Raw genomic sequence first — 19995 nt, forward strand, 5'->3', positions numbered from 1 at the left:
CTCCCGGAACTGCACCCCCGCCCCCGCCGTTATCGCTCGGGCGGCCGCCCGGCCGCGTCAATGTTGCAGGCGAGATGTTCGCCTCCGCCAGCCGATTTCCGCTAAAATGCCTGTTAATTGCGCCGATGCATGAGGTCCGCCATGAGCTTCCGCCGCGACACCATCACAAAGCCGATCTTCTCATGGGCGCGCGGCGTGCTGCCGGCGATGTCCGATACCGAGCGCGAGGCGCTGGAGGCCGGCGACGTCTGGTGGGATGCCGATCTCTTCACCGGCAACCCCGACTGGTCGAAGCTGCTGAAGGTCCCGCAGGCGACGCTGACGGACGAGGAGCGGGCCTTCCTCAACGGCCCCGTCGACGAGCTCTGCGCCATGCTCGACGAGTGGAAGATTTTCTGGGAGTCGCGCGACCTGCCGCAGGACGTCTGGCACTTCGTCAAGCGCGAAAAGTTCTTCGGCATGATCATTCCGAAGGAGTTCGGCGGCCTCGGCTTCTCGCCCTACGCGCATTCGGAAGTGGTGCGCAAGATCTCGACCCGCTCGATCGCCGCCGCAGTCACCGTGATGGTGCCGAACTCGCTCGGCCCCGGCGAGCTCCTGATGCGCTTCGGCACGCACGAGCAGCAGCAGCGCTGGCTGCCGCGCCTCGCCGACGGCCGCGAGATTCCCTGCTTCGGCCTCACCAGCCCGGAAGCCGGCTCCGACGCCGCCTCGATGGTCGACACCGGCATCATCTGCAAGGGCGAATTCGAGGGTCGCGAGGTCGTCGGCCTCCGCCTCAACTGGCACAAGCGCTACATTACGCTCGGTCCGGTCGCGACGCTGCTCGGTCTTGCCTTCAAGGCCTATGATCCCGATCATCTCGTGGGCAGCCGGGAAGAGCTCGGCATCACCGTGGCGCTGATCCCGACGAACCTGCCCGGCGTCGAGATCGGGCAGCGTCATCTGCCCTCGATGCAGGTCTTTCAGAACGGCCCGAATTGGGGCCGCGACGTCTTCATCCCGCTCGACTACGTCATCGGCGGCAAGGAGCGGCTGGGGCAGGGCTGGAAGATGCTGATGACGGCGCTCGCCGCCGGCCGCGGCATTTCGCTGCCGTCGCTGTCGGCGGCCGGGGCCGCCTATGCGGCGCGCACCACCGGCGCCTATGCCCGCATCCGCGAGCAGTTCGGCATCTCGATCTCCAAGTTCGAGGGCGTCGAGGAGCCGCTCGCCCGCATCGTCGCGACCGCCTACCAGCTCGACGCCGCACGCCGGCTCACCTGCGCGGCACTGAATGCCGGCATCCATCCCGCCGTCATCTCCGGCATCATGAAGCTGCACGCGACCGAGCGGATGCGCACCGCGGTCGACGACGCCATGGACATTCATGGCGGCAAGGCCGTGATCGACGGTCCGCAAAACTATCTCGGCAATCTCCATCGCGCCGTGCCGGTCGGCATCACCGTCGAAGGCGCCAATATCCTGACCCGCAATCTCATCGTGTTCGGGCAAGGCGCGATCCGCGCCCATCCTTACCTGCTCGACGAGATGAACGCGCTCGCAGATACCGATCGCGAGCGCGGCCTCGGCGCGTTCGACAAGGCGTTCTGGAAGCATGTCGGCCACAGCTTCAGGACACTCTTCCGCGCCATGGGTCGCAGCTGGACCTTTGGCGCATTCGCCCCAGTGCCCGATGCGGGCGATGCCACGCCCTTCTATCGCCAGCTCTCGCGCTACTCGGCGGCCTTCGCGCTCTGCGCCGACATGGCGCTGCTGACGCTCGGCGGCGCGCTCAAGCGCAAGGAAATGCTGTCGGCCCGCTTCGGCGACATCCTGTCCGAGCTCTATCTGCTCTCGGCCGCGCTGAAGCGCTGGCAGGACGAGGGGCGGCAGAAGGAGGATTTTGCCGCGCTGGAATGGTGCATGGCGACCGGGTTCAAAACCATCGAGAACCGGCTCGCCGAAATCCTGGCCAATCTGCCGAACCGCTTCGTCGCCGGCTTCCTCAGGCTCGTGGTGCAGCCGTTCGGCGCCCGCGTGCTCGGCCCGTCCGACCGCATCGTGCACCAATGCGCTGCCATCGTGCTGGAGCCGTCCGCGGCACGCGAGCGCCTCACGCCGGATCTGGCCCATGTCGACGACGACGGCGGCTTTGCCCGGCTGGAGCGCGCGTTCAAGCTGGTCGCGGCGACAGATGCGATCGCCAGGCGCATGCGTGCTGCGCATATCCGCGACTGGAAGGAGGCGGTGACCAAGGGCGTAATCACGCAAGCCGAGGGCGAGCAACTCGCCGCTGCCCGCGAAGCCGTCACAAAAGTGATAGAGGTCGACGATTTTGCGCCGGAGGCGCTGTCGCCGATTTACAAGAAAACCGTCAATGTGCATCAGTTCTTCCAGGAACTCGGTGAGCAGAGGGCGGCGAGCTGATGGCACGACCGGTTTTTATCGTCGACGGCAGCCGGACGCCGTTCCTGAAGGCGCGTTCGGGGCCGGGGCCGTTCACACCGGTCGATCTCGCCGTGCAATGCGGCCGACCGCTGCTGGCGCGCCAGCCGTTCTCGCCCGATAGCTTCGACCAGGTCATCCTCGGCTGCGTCAACGTGATCGCGGACGAGATGAACCCGGCCCGTGTCGCCGCGCTCCGGCTCGGCATGGGCGAGGACATGGTCGCCTTCACCGTGCAGATCAATTGCGGCTCCGGCATGCAGTCGATCGACACCGCCTACCGCTACATCCGCGAAGGCCATGCCGACATGATCCTCGCCGGCGGCACCGAGGCGCTGAGCCACGCGCCGCTGGTCTGGCCGAATTCAGGCGTGCGCTGGTTCGCCGGCCTCGCCACCGCCAAGGGCGTTGCCGCCAAGCTCGCGGCGGCCTTCAAACTGCGCCCGCGCGATCTCAAGCCGGTCATCGGCCTCGAGCGCGGCCTGACTGATCCCGTCACCGAATTGAACATGGGCCAGACCGCCGAGGTGGTCGGCCATCTCTTCGGCATCACCCGCGCGCAATCCGATGCCTATGCCGCCGAGAGCCATCGCCGCCTCGCGCATGCGCAAGGCGCTGGTTACTTGAAGGGCGAGGTCGAGACCGCCTTCTCCCGCGACGGCAAGTTCTTTGACCATGACGACGGCGTGCGCCCGGATTCCACGGCCGAGTCTCTCGCAAAGCTTCGGCCGGTGTTCGAGCGCCCCTGGGGACAGGTGACCGCCGGCAATTCCTCGCAGATCACAGACGGCGCTTCCTGGGTAATCCTGGCCTCCGACGCGGCGGTGGCCAAACACAAGCTGACGCCGAAGGCCGCGATCGTCGACAGCAACTGGGCTGCGCTCGATCCCAGTATCATGGGGCTTGGCCCCGTGATGTCGGCGACGCCGCTGCTCACGCGCAACAATCTGACCATCAAGGATGTCGAGACCTGGGAGCTGAACGAGGCCTTTGCGACGCAGGTGCTCGGCTGTCTCGCCGCCTGGAACGACGACAAGTTCTGCCGTGAGATCCTCGGTCTCGATGGCGCGGCCGGTGCGATCGACCGTGAGAGGCTGAACGTCGATGGCGGCGCCATCTCGCTCGGCCATCCCGTCGGCACCTCCGGCAACCGCATCGTGTTGCATCTCGTCAACGCCATGAAACGGCTCGGCACACGGCGCGGAATTGCCACCGAATGCATCGGCGGCGGGCTCGGCGGCGCCATGCTGATCGAGGCGGTGTGATCATGCATTCCAAGATCATGACCGCGCTTGGCGATCGCGTCCTGGAGCTCGGACCCAAGCCCGCGACCGACAGTCCCTACAAGCATTTCAAGCTGACGCGCGATGCGGACGGCATCGCCTGGCTGCTCTTCGACCGTGCTGATTCGAGCGCCAACACGCTGTCTTCGGATGTGATGGAGGAGTTCGACGCCGTGCTCGCGGCGGTCGAGACCGAGCGCCCCGCCGGTCTCGTGATCCGCTCGGCAAAGCCGTCCGGCTTCATCGCGGGCGCCGACGTCAACGAGTTCCGCGGCGCATCCGACCCAGGCATGGTGGAAACGCGTATCCGCGCCGCGCATGCGGTGGTCGACCATCTGGAAGCGCTCAAGCTGCCGACGGTCGCGGTCATTCACGGTTTCTGCCTCGGCGGCGGGCTCGAGGTGGCGCTCGCCTGCCAGGCCCGCATCGCGATCGACGGTGCGCGCTTCGGTTTCCCGGAGGTGATGCTGGGCCTGCATCCCGGCCTCGGTGGCACCGCGCGGTTCACCGCGCTGGTCAATCCGACTCAGTCGATGGCGCTGATGCTGACCGGCCGCACCATCGATGCGCGACGGGCGAAATCGATCGGCCTCGTCGATACCGTGACGCAGGAGCGGCATGTCCAGGGAGCCGTGAAGGATGCGCTGTTCGGCCGCCTGAAGCGGGCCAAGCCTGGACTGCTGACGCGCGCCGCCAATCTCGGGCCGGTGCGCGGCCTGCTGGCCAAGCGCATGCGCGCGGAGGCCGCGAAGGCCGCATCGCGCGAGCATTATCCAGCGCCCTATGCGCTGATCGATCTCTGGGAAGCGCATGGCGGGAGCAAATCCGCGATGCTGAAGGCCGAGCAGGCCTCGTTCGCCAAGCTGATGGTGACGCCGACCGCGCAGAATCTGATCCGGGTCTTCTTCCTGCGCGAGCAGATGAAGAAGGCGGCAGGCGCCGGCAGCACGGTGAAGCATGTCCACGTCATCGGCGCCGGCGCGATGGGCGGCGACATCGCGGCCTGGTGTGCGGGGCAGGGCGTTCGCGTGTCGCTCGCCGACATGAAGCCGGAGCCGATCGCAGGCGCGGTGAGGCGCGCGGCCGACCTCTACGGCAAGATCATCCGGAAGCCCACCGACGTGCGCGACGCGCTCGACCGCCTGATCCCGGACATGGACGGCGACGGCGTCCGCAATGCCGATCTCATCATCGAGGCGGTGCCGGAGAAGCTGGAGCTGAAGCAGAAGGTCTATGCCGGCCTCGAGCCCCGAATGAAGCCGGACGCGATCCTTGCGACGAACACGTCCAGCATTCCGCTGCAGGACCTGCGCACCACGCTGGCGCGGCCGGAGCGGCTGGTCGGCCTGCATTTCTTCAACCCGGTGTCGCGGTTGCAGCTGGTCGAGGTGGTCAGCCATGACGGCAACGAAGCACAGGTGCTGAAACAGGCGCTCGCCTTCGTCGGCGCGATCGACCGTCTGCCGCTTGCCGTGAAGAGCTCGCCCGGCTTCCTCGTCAACCGCGCGCTGACGCCCTACATGCTGGAAGCCATGGTGATGCTGGACGAGAAGATCGACCAGCGCCTGATCGACACCGCGGCCGAGCAGTTCGGCATGCCGATGGGGCCGATCGAACTCGCCGATCAGGTCGGGCTCGACATCTGCCTCGACGTCGGCGACATGCTGCGCTCCAAGTTCGGCGATCTGCTGCCGCCGACGCCGGCCTGGCTGCGCGAGAAGGTGGCCAAGGGCGAACTCGGCCGCAAGACCGGCAAGGGCTTTTACACCTGGAAGGACGGCAAGGCGGAGAAAGCACCGTTGCCGGAGACCGGGCCGCGCGTCACCGACCAGATGATCGACCGCCTGGTGTTGCCGATGTCCAATGTCTGCGTCGCGGCGCTTCGCGAGGGTATTGTCGACGATGCCGACGCGGTCGATGGCGCCATGATCTTCGGCACTGGTTATGCACCCTTCCGCGGTGGCCCGCTGAATTACGCGCGCACGCGCGGCGTGGAGAACATCGTATCCACTCTGCGCGCGCTGGCGGAACGATTCGGCGCGCGTTTCGCGCCTGATCCGGGCTGGGACAATTTCAAGTGAGAGCCATATGAGCGAACAAGCGACCGGACCGAGCGGGGATCTCTGCATCCGCACGCTGGCGATGCCGGCCGACACCAACGCCAACGGCGACATCTTCGGCGGCTGGCTGCTCAGCCAGATGGACGTCGGCGGCGGCGTGTTCGCCTCGAAGGCTGCGAGGTCGCGCACCGTCACGGTCGCGATCGAGGCGATGAACTTTCGCAAAGCGGTTTACGTCGGCGATCTCGTCTCGGTGTACGCCAATCTCGTGCGCGTCGGGCGAACCTCGCTGACGGTGCATCTCGAGGCCTGGGCATTGCGGCGTAAGGAGCTTCACCCGTTCCTCGTCACCGACGGCAATTTCACCTATGTCTCGATCGACGACCACGGCCGTCCGCAGGCGATCCAGCGAAACGATCCGCCGATCGCGACGTAACCGCGCGCGGCGCTCTGCCTCATCTCGCGAAGACACGTCGCAAAGGCGGCGCAGCGCGTCACTCCCGTCGGGCTTCGCCAAAAACCAGTCAAGAACCAGTCATAAAACGGATGAGGTCCCGGCGTACTCCCTAGCCTGTCGATTCGGGGGTGGATACGGCCTCTAATGCCTGGGAACCTTCAGGCACGATTGCCGTTATTTGCCCGCACTGAGGGATCAACGGACCATGCCGGACAGCTACATTATCGAAGTCAATTCGCAGACCGCAGGTATCGTCGTTCGTTCTTCTGGAGGCTACTGCTTCTTCGCCTCATCGCACCGCTTCAACCGTCTCGAAGGCCAGCTCTTCCGCAACGCCCGCGAAGCCGAGCGCGCCGCGCGCAGGCTGGTGAATGGCGACGTGAAGGAGGCGGCGTAGGCGCCTCCTTCCGTGATTGCGACGCGCGAAGCGTGGTCGGAATTTTTTGCCGAGCGCACCGTTGCCCTTCCTTCTCCCTTTGTGGGAGAAGGTGGCATAGGCCGCCTCCGGCGGCCGTGCCTTAATAGATCGCCGAAGCAAAGCTTCGGCTACGGCGCCGGTTGAGGGGTTGGCTCCGCGAATTCAATAGAGAGTTAGACCCGCGGACAGATACCTTTCACCCGGCTTCGCTTTGCGAAGCCACCCTCTCCCGCAAGGAGAGAGGGAAAGACGTGATCACAACTTCGTCGCCGCCCGCGACAAGAGCTTCCACTCGTCGCCTTGCTTCTGCCAGTTCATCAGGATGTGAAGGTTGGTCGATACTTTTTTCCCATCGGCCGCCATCTCCTGCTCGCCCAGCCAGTGGAAACGCACGATCGCTGCGGGGCCGACGACCTTGATGGTGGGATCCTTGTATTCGATGGACAGAAATTTCGATTTGCCGTCGGTGGCGTTGGCGATGAACGCCGCCTTGTCTTCGACCTTGCCGCTGGAATGGCTGTAGCTCAGTTCCTCCGCGCACAGCGCGCCGAGCGCCTTGGGATCGGCCGCGATCTGGGCGAGGCGGAAGGCCTCGACCCTCTTCGCCACGGCGTCCTCGTCTGCCGAAGCGGCGAACGCCGGGGTGGCGAACGCAAGCGCGGAGACGGCGAGCGTCGAGAGAGCCAGATCGCGTCGGTTGATCGTCATCGTTTCCTCCTTTTTGATCTTGCTATCAGTGTTGCAGTCGCGCGCGGCTTTGTCGAGTGTCACATGCCTCATGTGGATGCGTCATTGCACAATGAAAGCCGTATTGATACGCCTTCCGCATCGATGCGCCGCGCATCTGGGAAAGTACGGAAATGATCGAGACCAAACACGATGGAATGGGCCGGGCTTTGTTGTTCGACATCGACGGCACGCTCGCCGACACCGATCCGTTGCACTTGAAGGCTTTCAACCAGGTGCTCGGCCCGCACGGACACGTCTTCGATCATGCACGTTTCTCGCTCGAGCTGCAGGGCTTCGCCAATGTCGCGATCGGCGAGCGCTTTCTGCCCCACGAGGCGCCGGAGCGGCGCGCCCTCATCCTCGAGGAGAAGGAGGAGGTCTTCCGCACGCTGGTGGCCGGGCAGATCGCGCCGCTGCCGGGCCTGATGGCGCTGCTCGACCGCGCCGATGGCGCCGGCATCCCCATGGTCGCCGTGACCAACGCGCCGCGTCTCAACGCCGAGCTGCTGCTCTCAGGACTCGGCATCACGCATCGTTTCAAGGCGCTGGTGATCGGCGCCGAGCTGCCGCACGGCAAGCCGCATCCGCTGCCCTATCAGGAGGGGCTGCGTTTCGTCGGCGCGAGCCCGCGAGCCTCGATCGCATTCGAGGACTCCCGCACCGGCGTGCAGTCCGCAACGGCCGCCGGCATTCCGACTGTCGGCATCCGCACCAGCCTCAGCCATTCTGACCTGGTTGGAGCAGGCGCGGTTGCCTCCGCCAGCGCGTTCGACGACCCGACGCTGCTCGCACGTCTTGCAAGTGCCATGGCGTGGTGAGAATTGGCATGGTGAGGACCTTCATCCGTCAACCGTGATCGGCGTCCGCATTGACCGAGGGCGCAAACCGCCGCACCATGCATCATTCTGATTTGAGGCCGTTGCCGTGACCGGATTGACCCATCGCCAAGCCGAAATCCTCAACATCGCGCGCGCCTCCGGCCGTGTCATGGTCGAGGAGCTCGCGCGCCGCTTCGAGGTGTCGGCGCAGACCATCCGCAAGGATCTCAACGATCTCTGTGAGCGGCGTTCGCTGACCCGCATCCATGGCGGCGCCATCATCGCCTCGGGCGTGGAAAACCTCGCCTATGAGGCGCGCCGCTTCGTCGCCGCCGACGAGAAGAAGGCGATTGGCGCTGCCGCCGCCTCGCTGATCCCGAACGGCTGCTCGCTCTTCATCAACATCGGCACCACGACGGAGGAGGTGGCGAGCGCGCTGACCTCGCATGAGGATCTGCTCGTCATCACCAACAACCTCAATGTCGCCATGCTGCTCTACCGCCATCCGCGCATCGAGGTGGTGGTCGCCGGCGGCACGGTGCGGCGCGCCGATGGCGCCGTGGTCGGCTCGACCGCGACGCAGCTGATCGGACAGTTCAAGGTCGACTATGCCATCATCGGCGCATCGGCGATCGACGAGGAGGGCGCGCTGCTCGACTTCGACTATCGCGAGGTGCAGGTGGCGCAGGCCATCATCGCCAATGCCCGCAGCGTCATGCTGGTCGCCGATTCCACAAAACTTCGCCGCAGCGCGCCGGTGCGCATCGCCCACATCACCCAGATACAGACCTTCGTCACCGACCAGGAGCTGCCCGAGCGCCTCGCCACCATCTGCCACAGCAAGGGCATCGAGGTGGTCGAGGCGATGCCGAAGGGCGCGGATATCGACGATACGCCGTCCGAGGCCCAGGATGCCGCGCCGGAAGCCGCGCCAGTGGTGCGGCTGAGATAGAGGCTAAGCGTCGTCCCACGGGTTGAGCAGCGGAACGCCGAAAGCCGCAAAATCCTTCACGTTGCGTGTGACGAGCGTGAGATCGTTGACCAGCGCAGTCGCCGCAAAGAAGCCGTCCATGACGGACAATGCGACGGCGCTCTTGCGGCTCTGCGCCATGAGGTCACCCCAACGCTCGGCCACTGTTTGGTCGATCGGCAGGACGCGCTCGGCAAACCGCGCAGGCAAATCGTGGGCAAGCCAGGCGGCCAGCGCGGTGCGTCGGCGACCATCCTCAAGCAATGCGATGCCACGGCGAAGCTCGGCGATCGAGGCGACGCTGATGAACGCACGGTCCTCATCGATCCTATCCAGCCATGCCACAACTTTTGGCGAAGGCGCGGGCCGCTGAACTTCCGAAAGCACGTTGGTGTCCAGCAAAAGGTTCATGGCACTTCGTCGCGTGGCGTGTCGTGCAGCCGGTCGAGTTCAAGGTCAACGCCGCGTAATGGCGAGGCCAGCAGGAATTCGGCCAGGGTGCCCTTGCGCGCTGTCTTGCGCGCCCATTCCTCGACGGAAACGATGACGGCATTCGGCTTGCCGTGACGGGTGATGACCTGCGGGCCGGTCTGGGCGCGGTCGAGCACCTCGGACAGTCGCGCCTTGGCATTGGCCAACGTCCAGCTGTCATTCGTTGGAAGCGCGTCGGGTTCAACGTTACGATTGACCATAGGGATAAACCATTTTGACTAATGTGACTATAATCGCTCGACGCTGACCAATCAAGGTGCTGGTGCCTCCCAAATCGCCGTGGCGCTGCCCAAAACGAACTCCTCTTGCTCACTAAGAAACTTCCACTTTCGCTTCCTTTCGCCTCTCTTTCATCTTGCTTTCGTTTTTCGGTATGATCTAATCAAAAGCGAAAGTAGCCGCTTGATGGAACGGGCGGTCGCCGGGGGATGCGTCTGTTGGAGCGTATTTTCGATCTCGCCATCATCGGAGGCGGTGTTAACGGCTGCGGCATCGCGCGTGACGCGGTCGGCCGCGGTAACACGGTCTTCCTGTGCGAAATGAACGATCTGGCGAGCGGGACATCGTCGTGGTCGACCAAGCTCGTGCATGGCGGCCTGCGCTATCTCGAATATTACGAGTTTCGGCTGGTCCGCGAGGCCCTGATCGAGCGCGAGATCCTCTGGGGCATCGCGCCCCACATCATCCGGCCCCTGCGATTCGTTCTGCCGCATCACGCCGGCCTGCGCCCGGCCTGGCTGCTGCGCCTCGGCCTCTTCCTCTATGATCACATCGGCGGCCGTCACCTATTGCCGGCGACCCGCTCGGTCGATCTCAAGCGCGATGAGGTCGGCAAGCCGCTGATCCCGAACCGCTACAGCCGCGCCTTCGAATATTCGGACTGCTTCGTCGACGACGCCCGCCTCGTCGTGCTCAATGCGCGCGATGCCGCCGACAAGGGCGCCGAGATCCGCACCCGAACCCGCGCCACCGAGATTCGCCAGTCGGACGGCGTCTGGACCGTCAGCATGGTCGATACGCTGACCGGCGCGCGCTCGCAGATCCAGGCCAAGGCGCTGATCAATGCTGGCGGACCCTGGGTCGAGGACGTGCTCGGCCGCGGCGCCGGCGTGAATGCGAAAGCCAAGGTGCGCCTGGTGCAGGGCTCGCACATCGTCGTGAAGAAGCTCTACGACCACGACCGCGCCTACATGTTCCAGAATGCCGATGGCCGCATCATCTTCGTGATCCCGTACCAGGACGACTTCACGCTGATCGGCACCACCGATCGCGACTATGACGGCGATCCTGCCAAGGTGAAGGCGACGACTGAAGAGATCGAGTATCTTTGCAAGGCGGCCAGCGAATATCTGGCCAAGCCCGTCGCGCCCGCCGACGTGGTCTGGACCTATTCCGGCGTGCGTCCGCTCTATGACGACGGCGCCAGCGAGGCCAAGGCCGCGACGCGCGACTACGTGTTCGAGCTCGACACGCCCGGCGGCGTGCCGCTGCTGTCGATCTATGGCGGCAAGATCACGACCTATCGCAGGCTCGCCGAAGAGGCCCTGCAGCGCCTTGCGCCTTACTTGCGCAGTGCGAAAGCGCGCGAGGGCTGGACCGGCAAATGGCCGCTGCCGGGCGGTGACATGAACGTATCCGACATTGACGGCCTGATCGCCGAGCTGCAGCGCGGCTATCCCTTCCTCAGCCATGAGCATGCGCGGCGCCTGGCGCGCGCCTATGGCACCCGTGCCATGAAGCTGCTCGGCGATGCAAAATCGGCTGCGGATCTCGGCCAGGCCTTTGGCGCCACGCTGACCGAGCGCGAGGTCCGCTATCTCATGGCCAATGAATGGGCCGTCACCGCCGAGGACGTGGTCTGGCGCCGTTCCAAGCTCGGCCTGCGACTATCTGCCGACGAGATCGCGACCCTCGACGACTGGATCAGGAGCCATGCCGTGGCGCAAAGTCCCCTGCTGGAAACGGGAGGACGCTCATGACCGTGACACTCGATCACGTGACCCGGACCGTGGAAGGCGTGCCGCACATCCGTGACGTCTCGCTGACGCTCGAGAGCGGTACGCTCAACGTGCTGCTCGGGCCGACGCTGTCAGGCAAGACCTCGATCATGCGGTTGCTCGCCGGCCTCGACAAGCCGACCACGGGCAAGGTGTTCGTCAACGGCAAGGACGTCACCGGCGCCGACGTGCGCCAGCGCTCGGTCGCGATGGTGTACCAGCAGTTCATCAACTATCCCTCGCTCACGGTCTACGAGAACATCGCCTCGCCCCTGCGCGTGCAGGGCAAGCCGCGCGACGAGATCGAGGCGCGCGTCGCCGAGGCCGCAAAGCTGCTGCGGCTCGAGCCGTTCCTGAAGCGCACGCCGCTCCAGCTCTCCGGCGGTCAGCAGCAGCGCACCGCGATCGCACGCGCGCTGGTCAAGGGTGCCGACCTCGTGCTGCTCGACGAGCCGCTCGCCAATCTCGACTACAAGCTGCGCGAGGAGCTGCGGGCGGAGCTGCCGCGCATCTTCGAGGCCTCCGGCGCGATCTTCGTCTATGCCACAACCGAGCCGACCGAGGCGCTGCTGCTCGGCGGCAACACGGTGTGCATGTGGGAGGGCCAGGCGCTGCAGATGGGTGAGACCACCAATGTCTATCGCCGGCCGCAGACGCTTCGTGTCGCCCAGGTGTTCTCTGATCCGCCGCTCAACCTCGTCGGCATCGAGAAGAAGAACGGCTCCGTGCATTATGCCGGCGGCACGTCCTCACCGGCCTCGGGCCTCTATGCCTCGCTCGCCGACGGCGCCTATCGCGTCGGCTTGCGCGCCCATCAGCTCGGGCTTGCCAATGGCGAGGCCGACCGCCACGCCTTCCACGCCACTGTCACGGTGACCGAGATCACCGGTTCGGAGAGCTTCGTGCATTTGACCCGCGACGGATCGAACTGGGTGGCGGTGCTGCACGGCGTGCACGAATTCGAGCCCGGCCAGATGCTGGATGCTGTGCTCGATCCCAAGGATGTCTTCGTCTTCGATGCCGCCGACCGTCTGGTCGCGGCACCGGGCTCCATAGCGTTTTCAAGCGAAGTGCCTAGCGGTTCGCGTGAAGAAAACGCGTCAAAGAAAAAAGCTTGAGGGAGATGCGCCATGGCCCGCATTGACCTCGTCGATCTCGCCCATTCCTACGGCGGCAACGACGCGCCGCAGGAGAGCTTTGCGCTCAAGCCGGTCACCATGACCTGGCGGCAGGGCGGCGCCTATGCGCTGCTTGGCCCGTCCGGCTGCGGCAAGACCACACTGCTGAACGTCATCTCCGGCATCATCACGCCGTCACGGGGGAAAATCCTGTTCGACGGCAAGGACATCACGCCGCTGTCAACCCAGAAGCGCAACATCGCGCAGGTGTTCCAGTTTCCGGTGATCTACGACACCATGACGGTCGGACAGAACCTGGCGTTTCCGCTGAAGAACCGCGGCGTGCCGAAGGCCGACATTGACAGGCGCGTCGCCGAGATCGGTCGCCTGCTCGATCTCGAGCCCTATCTGAACCGCAAGGCCACGCGCCTGACCGCCGACGCCAAGCAGAAGATCTCGCTCGGCCGCGGTCTCGTGCGCAACGACGTTGCCGCCGTGCTGTTCGACGAGCCGCTGACGGTGATCGACCCCGAGCTGAAATGGCAGCTCCGCTCCAAGCTGAAGGCGCTTCATCGCGAGCTCGACCTCACGATGATCTATGTCACCCACGACCAGACCGAGGCGCTGACCTTCGCCGACACCGTCGTGGTCATGCATGACGGCCGCGTGGTGCAGAGCGGCACGCCGGCCGAGCTGTTCGACAAGCCGGCGCATACGTTCGTCGGCTATTTCATCGGTTCGCCCGGCATGAACATCCTGCCGGCCGAGGTGAGGGGGCGCGAGGCCAGGATCGACGGCCACGTCATCGCGCTGAACCGCAGCTACGACAACCTGCCTGCAGGGGCGAAGATCGAGATCGGCGTCCGTCCCGAATTCGTCGAGGTGGTCGCGCCCGCACCTGGCCTGCTTACCGCCAGAATCGAGCGCATCGACGATCTCGGCCGCATCCGCTTCGCGCGCGTGCGCGTCGTCGACGCCAAGCTCGCGGCGCGCGCTCCTGGCGGCTTCACCAGCGCGGACGGTACCGCCGGGCTGAAATTCGATCCGTCGCACGTCCACGTCTATGCCGACAGCCTTCTGGTGGAGGGAGCTGCCTGATGGACAAGACCGTCAACCAAAAAGCCTGGTTCCTGGTGCTGCCGGTGTTCCTGGTCGTCGCCTTCTCGGCGGTGCTGCCGCTGATGACGGTGGTGAACTATTCGATGCAGGACACCTTCGGCAACAACCAGTTCTTCTGGAACGGCGTCGGCTGGTTCAAGGAGCTGCTCGATCCCTCCACCGACCTCGGCGGCCGCTTCCTCGCCTCGCTCGGCCGCAACCTGTTCTTCTCGCTCGTTATCCTGGCCATCGAGGTGCCGCTCGGCATCGTCGTCGCGTTGTCGATGCCGCGCGAGGGCTGGACCGTCGCGGCCTGCCTCGTCATTCTCGCGTTGCCGCTGCTGATCCCCTGGAACGTGGTCGGCACCATCTGGCAGATCTTCGGGCGTCCCGACATCGGCCTGCTCGGCTACGTCCTCAATGCCATGGGCTTCGATTACAATTACGTCTCCAACGACGTCGATGCCTGGTTCACGGTCATCGTGATGGACGTCTGGCACTGGACCAGCCTCGTCGCGCTGCTGTGCTATGCCGGCCTGAAGTCCATTCCCGAAGCCTATTACCAGGCCGCGCAGATCGACGGCGCCTCGCGCTGGGCCGTGTTCAAGGCGATCCAGCTGCCGAAGATGAACCGCGTGCTCTTGATCGCGGTGCTGCTGCGCTTCATGGACAGCTTCATGATCTACACCGAGCCGTTCGTCGTCACCGGTGGCGGGCCCGGCAATTCCACCACCTTCGTGTCGATCGAGCTGGTCAAGATCGCGCTCGGCCAGTTCGACCTCGGCAAGGCCGCGGCGCTGTCGCTGGTCTACAACCTCATCATCCTGATCGTCTGCTGGATCTTCTACACCGTCATGACCAATGCCGGTGTCGAACGCAAAGTCCAGGCTTCGAGCGAGCCGGCGGCGGAGCCCAAGCCTTCGGAGCCCAAGCCTTCGGCCGCGCCCAAGCCCGTGCCCGCACTCGAGCCAAGGGAAGGAGTGGCCTGATGCATTCGATCCCCGGCCGTCGCCTCATCATGGGGCTGTTCCTGATCTTCCTGCTGCTGCCGATCTACTGGCTCGTCAACATGAGCTTCAAGACCAACAGCGAGATCGTCTCGACGATGACGCTGTGGCCGCACACTCCGACGCTGCAGCACTACAAGCGCATCTTCACCGACGAGAGCTGGTATTCGGGCTACATCAATTCGCTCGAATACGTCGTCCTCAACACCATCATCTCGATCGCCGTGGCGCTGCCGGCGGCTTACGCCTTCTCGCGCTACCGTTTCCTCGGCGACAAGCATCTGTTCTTCTGGCTGTTGTCGAACCGCATGGCGCCGGCTGCGGTCTATGCGCTGCCGTTCTTCAATCTCTATTCGGCGATCGGCCTGTTCGACACCCCCTGGGCCGTCGCGCTCGCGCATTGCATCTTCAACGTGCCGCTCGCGGTGTGGATCCTCGAAGGCTTCGTCTCCGGTGTGCCGCGCGAGATCGACGAGACCGCCTTCCTCGACGGCTATTCCTTCCCGCGCTTCTTCATCAAGATCCTGGTGCCGCTGATTGCGAGCGGCATCGGCGTCGCCGCCTTCTTCTGCTTCATGTTCTCCTGGGTCGAGCTCTTGCTCGCGCGCACGCTGACGTCGGTGCATGCCAAGCCGATCGCAGCGATCATGACGCGTACGGTGTCGGCGGCCGGCATGGATTGGGGCCTGCTCGCCGCCGCCGGGGTGCTCACCATTATTCCGGGCGCGCTGGTGATCTGGTTCGTCCGCAACTACATCGCGCGCGGTTTCGCGCTCGGCCGCGTCTGAGGAGGCATCAATGGAATCCATCGCATGGATGGCCTGGACGCTGCCGACCGCGATCTTCTTCGCCGCGCTCGCCTGCACGCTTCTCGTGATGACCTGGCTCGCCGCGGTCTATCCCGAGGCCGAGCGTGTCGGCGTGCTGCGCATCCCGACCACGCGCGGCGATCGACTGTTCATCTCGCTGATCGCGGCCGCCGTCATCCACCTCGCATGGATCGGCCTCGTCGGCACCGATGCGATCGCTACGCTGCCTATCGGCGAGGAGGGGTTTGAAATCTCGAGCCTGTGGCTCGCATCAGGAATTTCGCTGGTCACGGCCGCGCTCATTTTCCGCACGGTCTGAAGCTTGCGAAGGGACGGCCAGATCCGGGACCAACCCGGGCCTGTATAAAAGTTTGTCGCTGCAACGGAGGAACAACATGCGACAGTTTAGGAGAAGGAAAGGTCCATTGACCAAGAATAGTTTTCTGACCATGTCCAGCGCCGCTGCGATCATCGCGGTGTCGTTCGCCGTCTCGGCGCCGGTTCGTGCCGCGGACGAGGCCGTGATCCAGAAGTGGATCGCGGAATTCACGCCTTCGACGCTGTCGAAGGAAGACCAGAAGAAGGAGCTGGAGTGGTTCGCCAAGGCCGCCGAGCCCTTCAAGGGCATGGAGATCAACGTCGTCTCCGAGACGATCACGACCCATGAATACGAGGCGCAGACGCTCGCCAAGGCATTCTCCGAGCTGACCGGCATCAAGCTCAAGCACGATCTCATCCAGGAAGGTGACGTCGTCGAGAAGCTCCAGACCCAGATGCAGTCGGGCAAGAACGTCTATGACGGCTGGATCAACGACTCCGACCTGATCGGCACGCATTTCCGCTACGGCCAGACCATTGCGCTGTCGGACTACATGACCGGCGAGGGCAAGGACGTCACCAACCCCATGCTCGACGTCAACGACTTCATCGGCAAGTCGTTCGGCACCGGGCCGGACGGCAAGCTCTATCAGCTGCCCGACCAGCAGTTCGCGAACCTCTACTGGTTCCGCTACGACTGGTTCACCAATGCCGACTACAAGGCCAAGTTCAAGGCCAAGTATGGCTACGAGCTCGGCGTGCCCGTGAACTGGTCGGCTTATGAAGACATCGCCGAGTTCTTCACCAACGACATCAAGGAGATCAACGGCGTCAAGGTCTACGGCCATATGGACTATGGCAAGAAGGACCCCTCGCTCGGATGGCGCTTCACCGACGCCTGGCTGTCGATGGCCGGCAACGGTGACAAGGGCATTCCGAACGGTCTGCCGGTCGACGAATGGGGCATCCGGATGGAGGGCTGCCGCCCGGTCGGCTCTTCGGTGGAGCGTGGCGGCGACACCAATGGTCCGGCCGCAGTCTACTCGATCACGAAGTATCTCGACTGGATGAAGAAGTACGCCCCGCCGCAGGCGCAGGGCATGACCTTCTCCGAGTCCGGCCCCGTGCCGTCGCAGGGCAACATCGCCCAGCAGATGTTCTGGTACACCGCCTTCACTGCCGACATGGTGAAGCCGGGTCTGCCGGTGGTGAATGCGGACGGCACGCCGAAGTGGCGTATGGCTCCGTCGCCGCACGGCTCCTATTGGAAGGAAGGCATGAAGCTCGGCTACCAGGACGCTGGCTCCGCCACGCTGCTGAAGTCGACTCCGCCGGATCGCCGCAAGGCAGCCTGGCTCTATCTCCAGTTCATCGTCTCCAAGTCGGTGAGCTTGAAGAAGAGCCATGTCGGTCTCACCTTCATCCGTGAATCCGACATCTGGGACAAGTCGTTCACCGAGCGTGCGCCGAAGCTCGGCGGCCTGATCGAGTTCTACCGCTCGCCCGCGCGCGTGCAGTGGACCCCGACCGGCAACAACGTGCCCGACTATCCGAAGCTCGCGCAGCTGTGGTGGCAGAACATCGGCGATGCGTCGTCCGGTGCGAAGACGCCGCAGCAGGCGATGGATGCTCTCGCGGCGGCCCAAGACTCCGTGCTGGAGCGTCTGGAGAAGTCCGGCGTGCAGGGCGCCTGCGGTCCGAAGCTGCACAAGAAGGAGTCGGCCGAGTACTGGTTCGCCAAGGCCCAGAAGGACGGCACCATCGCGCCGCAGCGCAAGCTCGCCAACGAGAAGCCGAAGGGCGAGACGGTGGACTACGACACCCTGATCAAGTCGTGGCCCGCCACTCCGCCCAAGCGCGCGGAAGCGAAGTAAGCGGCGCTAGAGCGATATCAAACACGAAAGGCCGGGAGCGATCCCGGCCTTTTTGTTTTGTCGTTGTGGTGCGAGGGTTTTTCACACCCTCGGTGTCATTGCCCGCCTAGTGCGCAATTGCGCACAGGGGCGGGCAATCCAGTATTCCAGAGACGGTCGTGGTTGAACCGAGAAGCCGCGGCGTACTGGATGCCCCGCCTTCGCGGGGCATGACAGCGTCATGTGTGGAGAAGAACCTACTCCGCCGGCTCGGCCGCGAGCGTCGGGTAATCCGTGTAGCCCTTCGCACCACCGCCGTAGAAGGTGTTCTTGTCCCAGTCGTTCAGCGCCGCACCTGCCTTCAAGCGTTCGACCAGGTCGGGATTGGAGATGAACGGCTTGCCGAAGGCGATGAGGTCGGCGGCGTTCGCGTCCAGCACCTTGCTGGCCAAGTCGAAATCGTAGCCGTTGTTGGCGACGTAGGCGCCCGAGAAGCGGTTGCGCAACGATGCATAGTCGAACGGCGCGATGTCGCGCGGCCCGCCGGTGGCGCCCTCGACCACGTGGAGATAGACCAACTTCAACGCGCTGAGGCCGTCGACGATGTGATCGTACAGGGCCTGCGGATTGGGATCCGAGATGTCGTTGGCCGGCGTCACCGGCGAGATGCGGATGCCGGTGCGCTCGGCGCCGGCCTCGGCGACAACGGCCTTGGAGACCTCCAGCATCAGCTTCGCGCGGTTCTCGATCGAGCCGCCATAGGCATCAGTGCGCTTGTTAGCGCCTTCCTTGGCGAACTGCTCGAGCAGATAGCCGTTGGCGCCGTGGATCTCGACGCCGTCGAAGCCGGCTTCCAGCGCGTTCTTCGTGGCGCGCTTGAAGTCGTCGATGATCCCGGGAATCTCGGAGAGCTCGAGCGCGCGCGGCTCGGAGACGTCGGCGAAGCCGCCGTTGACGAAGGTCTTGCCCTTGGCTCGGATCGCGCTCGGTGCCACCGGGGCTACGCCATTCGCCTGCAGATCGACATGCGAGATGCGGCCGACATGCCAGAGCTGGATGAAGATCTTGCCGCCGCGTTCATGCACCTTGTCGGTGACCTTGCGCCAGCCGGCGACCTGCTCCTTGCTATAGATGCCGGGCGTGTCCTGGTAGCCCTGACCTTGTTGCGAGACCTGGCTCGCCTCGGTAATCAGGAGGCCTGCGGATGCACGCTGGGCGTAATAATCGGCGGCGAGCGGACCGGGCACGAAGGTGCCGGGTACGGCGCGGTTGCGCGTCAGCGGCGCCATGACCAGACGGTTGGCCAGCGTGATCGGGCCGAGCTTGTAGGTCTCAAACAATTTGGTCGAACGGCTCATGGGAATGCTTCCAGGCGATGAGAGGTCTCGAACAATTGTGCATCGCGGCATCGGGCGCAAGGGATGAGCCATACGCAAAGTGCAGACGAGCTGCGCGGCAAGGCGCGCGTAGCATAATTCATGTGCAATGTCGGCTGCGACAGCGAAATCCCACTGTCGCGGCCGTGCGATTTCACAAATCAGTTCGCGCCGAGGAAATCGCGCTTGCCGATCTCGACGCCGTTGTGACGCAAGATGCCGTGGGCGATCGCGGCGTGGAAATAGAGGTTCGGCAGCGAGAACGAGCTCAGGAATTGCTGTCCCGTCATGGTGATGGTCTTGCCGGGGCCGATCGGAAAGGTGACGTCCTTGGCGTCGGCGCCCTCAAACTGCTCGGGCTTGAAGGATTTGACATAGTCGATCGTTTTCGCCAGCCGCTGCTTCAACTCCGCAAAGCTCGTTTCGGTGTCGGGCGTCGAGGGGACCTCGCTATGCGTCAGCCGCGCACAGCCTCTGGTCGGATAGTCGCTGACCAGCTGGATCTGCCGCGACAGCGGCAGCATGTCCGGGAAGAGGCGCGAGCCGAGCAGGACGCTGGGATCGATCTTCCTGGCCGCGCAATGCGCCTCAGCTTTGGTGAGCAGCCCGGTCACGCTGTTCAGCATCTGCAAATAGGCGGGGACGACGGCGTCGTAGAAGGACATGTGATGCTCGCTTCAAATGGTGGGAAATCTCAGGGAGGAAACCTGAGCCACTCACATGGGAGCCTCATGGAAAATTGCAATCGCGGAAAGTCGCTTGTGC

The 19995-nt window shown here is 64.6% G+C and carries 19 protein-coding genes; 14 read left to right on the plus strand and 5 right to left on the minus strand.

Features of this window, described 5'->3' with window-relative positions:
* The first annotated feature begins 141 nt into the window (after positions 1–141).
* The 5 genes from I6F17_RS32030 to I6F17_RS32050 all read left to right on the plus strand — a co-directional run bounded on the left by I6F17_RS32030 (position 142) and on the right by I6F17_RS32050 (position 6624).
* Positions 142–2409, plus strand: coding sequence for an acyl-CoA dehydrogenase (locus tag I6F17_RS32030; protein ID WP_225131905.1), 2268 nt, complete (start codon positions 142–144; stop codon positions 2407–2409).
* Positions 2409–3692 (plus strand): acetyl-CoA C-acetyltransferase, encoded by a 1284-nt coding sequence (locus tag I6F17_RS32035; RefSeq protein WP_225131904.1) that lies wholly within the window; start codon positions 2409–2411, stop codon positions 3690–3692. Before I6F17_RS32030 ends, I6F17_RS32035 begins: the two co-directional genes overlap by 1 nt.
* Before the next feature lie 2 nt (positions 3693–3694).
* Positions 3695–5791, plus strand: coding sequence for a 3-hydroxyacyl-CoA dehydrogenase NAD-binding domain-containing protein (locus I6F17_RS32040; protein WP_225131903.1), 2097 nt, complete (start codon positions 3695–3697; stop codon positions 5789–5791).
* A 7-nt stretch (positions 5792–5798) separates the two neighbouring features.
* Positions 5799–6206 carry an acyl-CoA thioesterase gene (locus tag I6F17_RS32045; protein ID WP_225131902.1) on the plus strand — a complete coding sequence of 136 codons (408 nt, stop codon included), beginning with the start codon at positions 5799–5801 and terminating at the stop codon, positions 6204–6206.
* 226 nt (positions 6207–6432) lie between these two features.
* Positions 6433–6624: a hypothetical protein gene (locus I6F17_RS32050; RefSeq protein WP_225131901.1), complete on the plus strand. Its 192-nt coding sequence runs from the start codon at positions 6433–6435 to the stop codon at positions 6622–6624.
* 276 nt (positions 6625–6900) lie between these two features.
* On the opposite strand, the gene I6F17_RS32055 is transcribed toward I6F17_RS32050, so the two are convergent.
* On the minus strand, positions 6901–7353 hold the full coding sequence (locus I6F17_RS32055; RefSeq protein WP_225131900.1) for a nuclear transport factor 2 family protein: 453 nt from the start codon (positions 7351–7353) through the stop codon (positions 6901–6903).
* 152 nt (positions 7354–7505) lie between these two features.
* Between I6F17_RS32055 and I6F17_RS32060 the strand changes: the two genes are divergently transcribed.
* The gene (locus I6F17_RS32060; RefSeq protein WP_225131899.1) at positions 7506–8192 is read left to right on the plus strand and encodes an HAD-IA family hydrolase; all 687 of its coding nucleotides are present in this window, start codon (positions 7506–7508) and stop codon (positions 8190–8192) included.
* Positions 8193–8298: 106 nt separating this feature from the next.
* A complete protein-coding gene (locus I6F17_RS32065; protein ID WP_225131898.1) occupies positions 8299–9144 on the plus strand; it encodes a DeoR/GlpR family DNA-binding transcription regulator in 846 nt (281 codons plus the stop codon).
* 3 nt (positions 9145–9147) lie between these two features.
* Here the strand turns inward: I6F17_RS32065 and I6F17_RS32070 are convergent, their stop codons facing one another.
* On the minus strand, positions 9148–9573 hold the full coding sequence (locus tag I6F17_RS32070) for a type II toxin-antitoxin system VapC family toxin (RefSeq protein ID WP_225131897.1): 426 nt from the start codon (positions 9571–9573) through the stop codon (positions 9148–9150).
* The gene (locus I6F17_RS32075) at positions 9570–9854 is read right to left on the minus strand and encodes a type II toxin-antitoxin system Phd/YefM family antitoxin (RefSeq protein ID WP_036024793.1); all 285 of its coding nucleotides are present in this window, start codon (positions 9852–9854) and stop codon (positions 9570–9572) included. The genes I6F17_RS32070 and I6F17_RS32075 overlap by 4 nt, the downstream gene beginning before the upstream one ends.
* A gap of 228 nt (positions 9855–10082) precedes the next feature.
* On the opposite strand from I6F17_RS32075, the gene glpD reads away from it, so the two are divergent.
* The 7 genes from glpD (at position 10083) to I6F17_RS32110 (ending at position 17875) form a co-directional block, all read left to right on the plus strand.
* Positions 10083–11633: a glycerol-3-phosphate dehydrogenase gene (glpD, locus tag I6F17_RS32080; RefSeq protein ID WP_225131896.1), complete on the plus strand. Its 1551-nt coding sequence runs from the start codon at positions 10083–10085 to the stop codon at positions 11631–11633.
* Complete coding sequence (locus tag I6F17_RS32085; protein ID WP_225131895.1) at positions 11630–12769, plus strand: ABC transporter ATP-binding protein; 1140 nt, start codon at positions 11630–11632, stop codon at positions 12767–12769. Before glpD ends, I6F17_RS32085 begins: the two co-directional genes overlap by 4 nt.
* Positions 12770–12781: 12 nt before the next feature.
* Positions 12782–13867, plus strand: a complete 1086-nt coding sequence (locus tag I6F17_RS32090) for an ABC transporter ATP-binding protein (RefSeq protein WP_036024798.1) — start codon at positions 12782–12784, stop codon at positions 13865–13867.
* Positions 13867–14856, plus strand: coding sequence for a sugar ABC transporter permease (locus tag I6F17_RS32095; RefSeq protein WP_225131894.1), 990 nt, complete (start codon positions 13867–13869; stop codon positions 14854–14856). Before I6F17_RS32090 ends, I6F17_RS32095 begins: the two co-directional genes overlap by 1 nt.
* On the plus strand, positions 14856–15662 hold the full coding sequence (locus I6F17_RS32100; RefSeq protein ID WP_036013847.1) for a carbohydrate ABC transporter permease: 807 nt from the start codon (positions 14856–14858) through the stop codon (positions 15660–15662). Before I6F17_RS32095 ends, I6F17_RS32100 begins: the two co-directional genes overlap by 1 nt.
* 10 nt (positions 15663–15672) lie before the next feature.
* Positions 15673–16002: a DUF2160 domain-containing protein gene (locus I6F17_RS32105; RefSeq protein WP_036013844.1), complete on the plus strand. Its 330-nt coding sequence runs from the start codon at positions 15673–15675 to the stop codon at positions 16000–16002.
* Positions 16003–16132: 130 nt separating this feature from the next.
* Positions 16133–17875 (plus strand): ABC transporter substrate-binding protein, encoded by a 1743-nt coding sequence (locus I6F17_RS32110; RefSeq protein ID WP_225131906.1) that lies wholly within the window; start codon positions 16133–16135, stop codon positions 17873–17875.
* A 236-nt stretch (positions 17876–18111) separates the two neighbouring features.
* Here I6F17_RS32110 and I6F17_RS32115 read toward each other — a convergent pair whose 3' ends face one another.
* Both I6F17_RS32115 and I6F17_RS32120 read right to left on the minus strand, forming a co-directional pair.
* On the minus strand, positions 18112–19212 hold the full coding sequence (locus I6F17_RS32115) for an alkene reductase (protein ID WP_225131893.1): 1101 nt from the start codon (positions 19210–19212) through the stop codon (positions 18112–18114).
* Between the two features lie 179 nt (positions 19213–19391).
* Positions 19392–19895: a DUF1993 domain-containing protein gene (locus tag I6F17_RS32120; protein WP_036013837.1), complete on the minus strand. Its 504-nt coding sequence runs from the start codon at positions 19893–19895 to the stop codon at positions 19392–19394.
* Positions 19896–19995 lie beyond the last annotated feature (100 nt).

Origin of the sequence: Bradyrhizobium sp. NBAIM18 (assembly GCF_020193825.1) — a bacterium.
Lineage (GTDB): Bacteria > Pseudomonadota > Alphaproteobacteria > Rhizobiales > Xanthobacteraceae > Bradyrhizobium > Bradyrhizobium yuanmingense.

What these genes read in the sequence shown, in the direction of transcription:
- I6F17_RS32060 (WP_225131899.1), top strand. Translation starts at nt 7,506, where the DNA reads ATGATCGAGACCAAACACGATGGAATGGGCCGGGCTTTGTTGTTCGAC.
- glpD (WP_225131896.1), top strand. Translation starts at nt 10,083, where the DNA reads ATGCGTCTGTTGGAGCGTATTTTCGATCTCGCCATCATCGGAGGCGGT.
- I6F17_RS32035 (WP_225131904.1), top strand. Translation starts at nt 2,409, where the DNA reads ATGGCACGACCGGTTTTTATCGTCGACGGCAGCCGGACGCCGTTCCTG.
- I6F17_RS32110 (WP_225131906.1), top strand. Translation starts at nt 16,133, where the DNA reads ATGTCCAGCGCCGCTGCGATCATCGCGGTGTCGTTCGCCGTCTCGGCG.
- I6F17_RS32045 (WP_225131902.1), top strand. Translation starts at nt 5,799, where the DNA reads ATGAGCGAACAAGCGACCGGACCGAGCGGGGATCTCTGCATCCGCACG.
- I6F17_RS32115 (WP_225131893.1), bottom strand. Translation starts at nt 19,212, where the DNA reads ATGAGCCGTTCGACCAAATTGTTTGAGACCTACAAGCTCGGCCCGATC.
- I6F17_RS32050 (WP_225131901.1), top strand. Translation starts at nt 6,433, where the DNA reads ATGCCGGACAGCTACATTATCGAAGTCAATTCGCAGACCGCAGGTATC.
- I6F17_RS32055 (WP_225131900.1), bottom strand. Translation starts at nt 7,353, where the DNA reads ATGACGATCAACCGACGCGATCTGGCTCTCTCGACGCTCGCCGTCTCC.
- I6F17_RS32090 (WP_036024798.1), top strand. Translation starts at nt 12,782, where the DNA reads ATGGCCCGCATTGACCTCGTCGATCTCGCCCATTCCTACGGCGGCAAC.
- I6F17_RS32105 (WP_036013844.1), top strand. Translation starts at nt 15,673, where the DNA reads ATGGAATCCATCGCATGGATGGCCTGGACGCTGCCGACCGCGATCTTC.
- I6F17_RS32100 (WP_036013847.1), top strand. Translation starts at nt 14,856, where the DNA reads ATGCATTCGATCCCCGGCCGTCGCCTCATCATGGGGCTGTTCCTGATC.
- I6F17_RS32070 (WP_225131897.1), bottom strand. Translation starts at nt 9,573, where the DNA reads ATGAACCTTTTGCTGGACACCAACGTGCTTTCGGAAGTTCAGCGGCCC.
- I6F17_RS32030 (WP_225131905.1), top strand. Translation starts at nt 142, where the DNA reads ATGAGCTTCCGCCGCGACACCATCACAAAGCCGATCTTCTCATGGGCG.
- I6F17_RS32075 (WP_036024793.1), bottom strand. Translation starts at nt 9,854, where the DNA reads ATGGTCAATCGTAACGTTGAACCCGACGCGCTTCCAACGAATGACAGC.
- I6F17_RS32085 (WP_225131895.1), top strand. Translation starts at nt 11,630, where the DNA reads ATGACCGTGACACTCGATCACGTGACCCGGACCGTGGAAGGCGTGCCG.
- I6F17_RS32040 (WP_225131903.1), top strand. Translation starts at nt 3,695, where the DNA reads ATGCATTCCAAGATCATGACCGCGCTTGGCGATCGCGTCCTGGAGCTC.
- I6F17_RS32095 (WP_225131894.1), top strand. Translation starts at nt 13,867, where the DNA reads ATGGACAAGACCGTCAACCAAAAAGCCTGGTTCCTGGTGCTGCCGGTG.
- I6F17_RS32120 (WP_036013837.1), bottom strand. Translation starts at nt 19,895, where the DNA reads ATGTCCTTCTACGACGCCGTCGTCCCCGCCTATTTGCAGATGCTGAAC.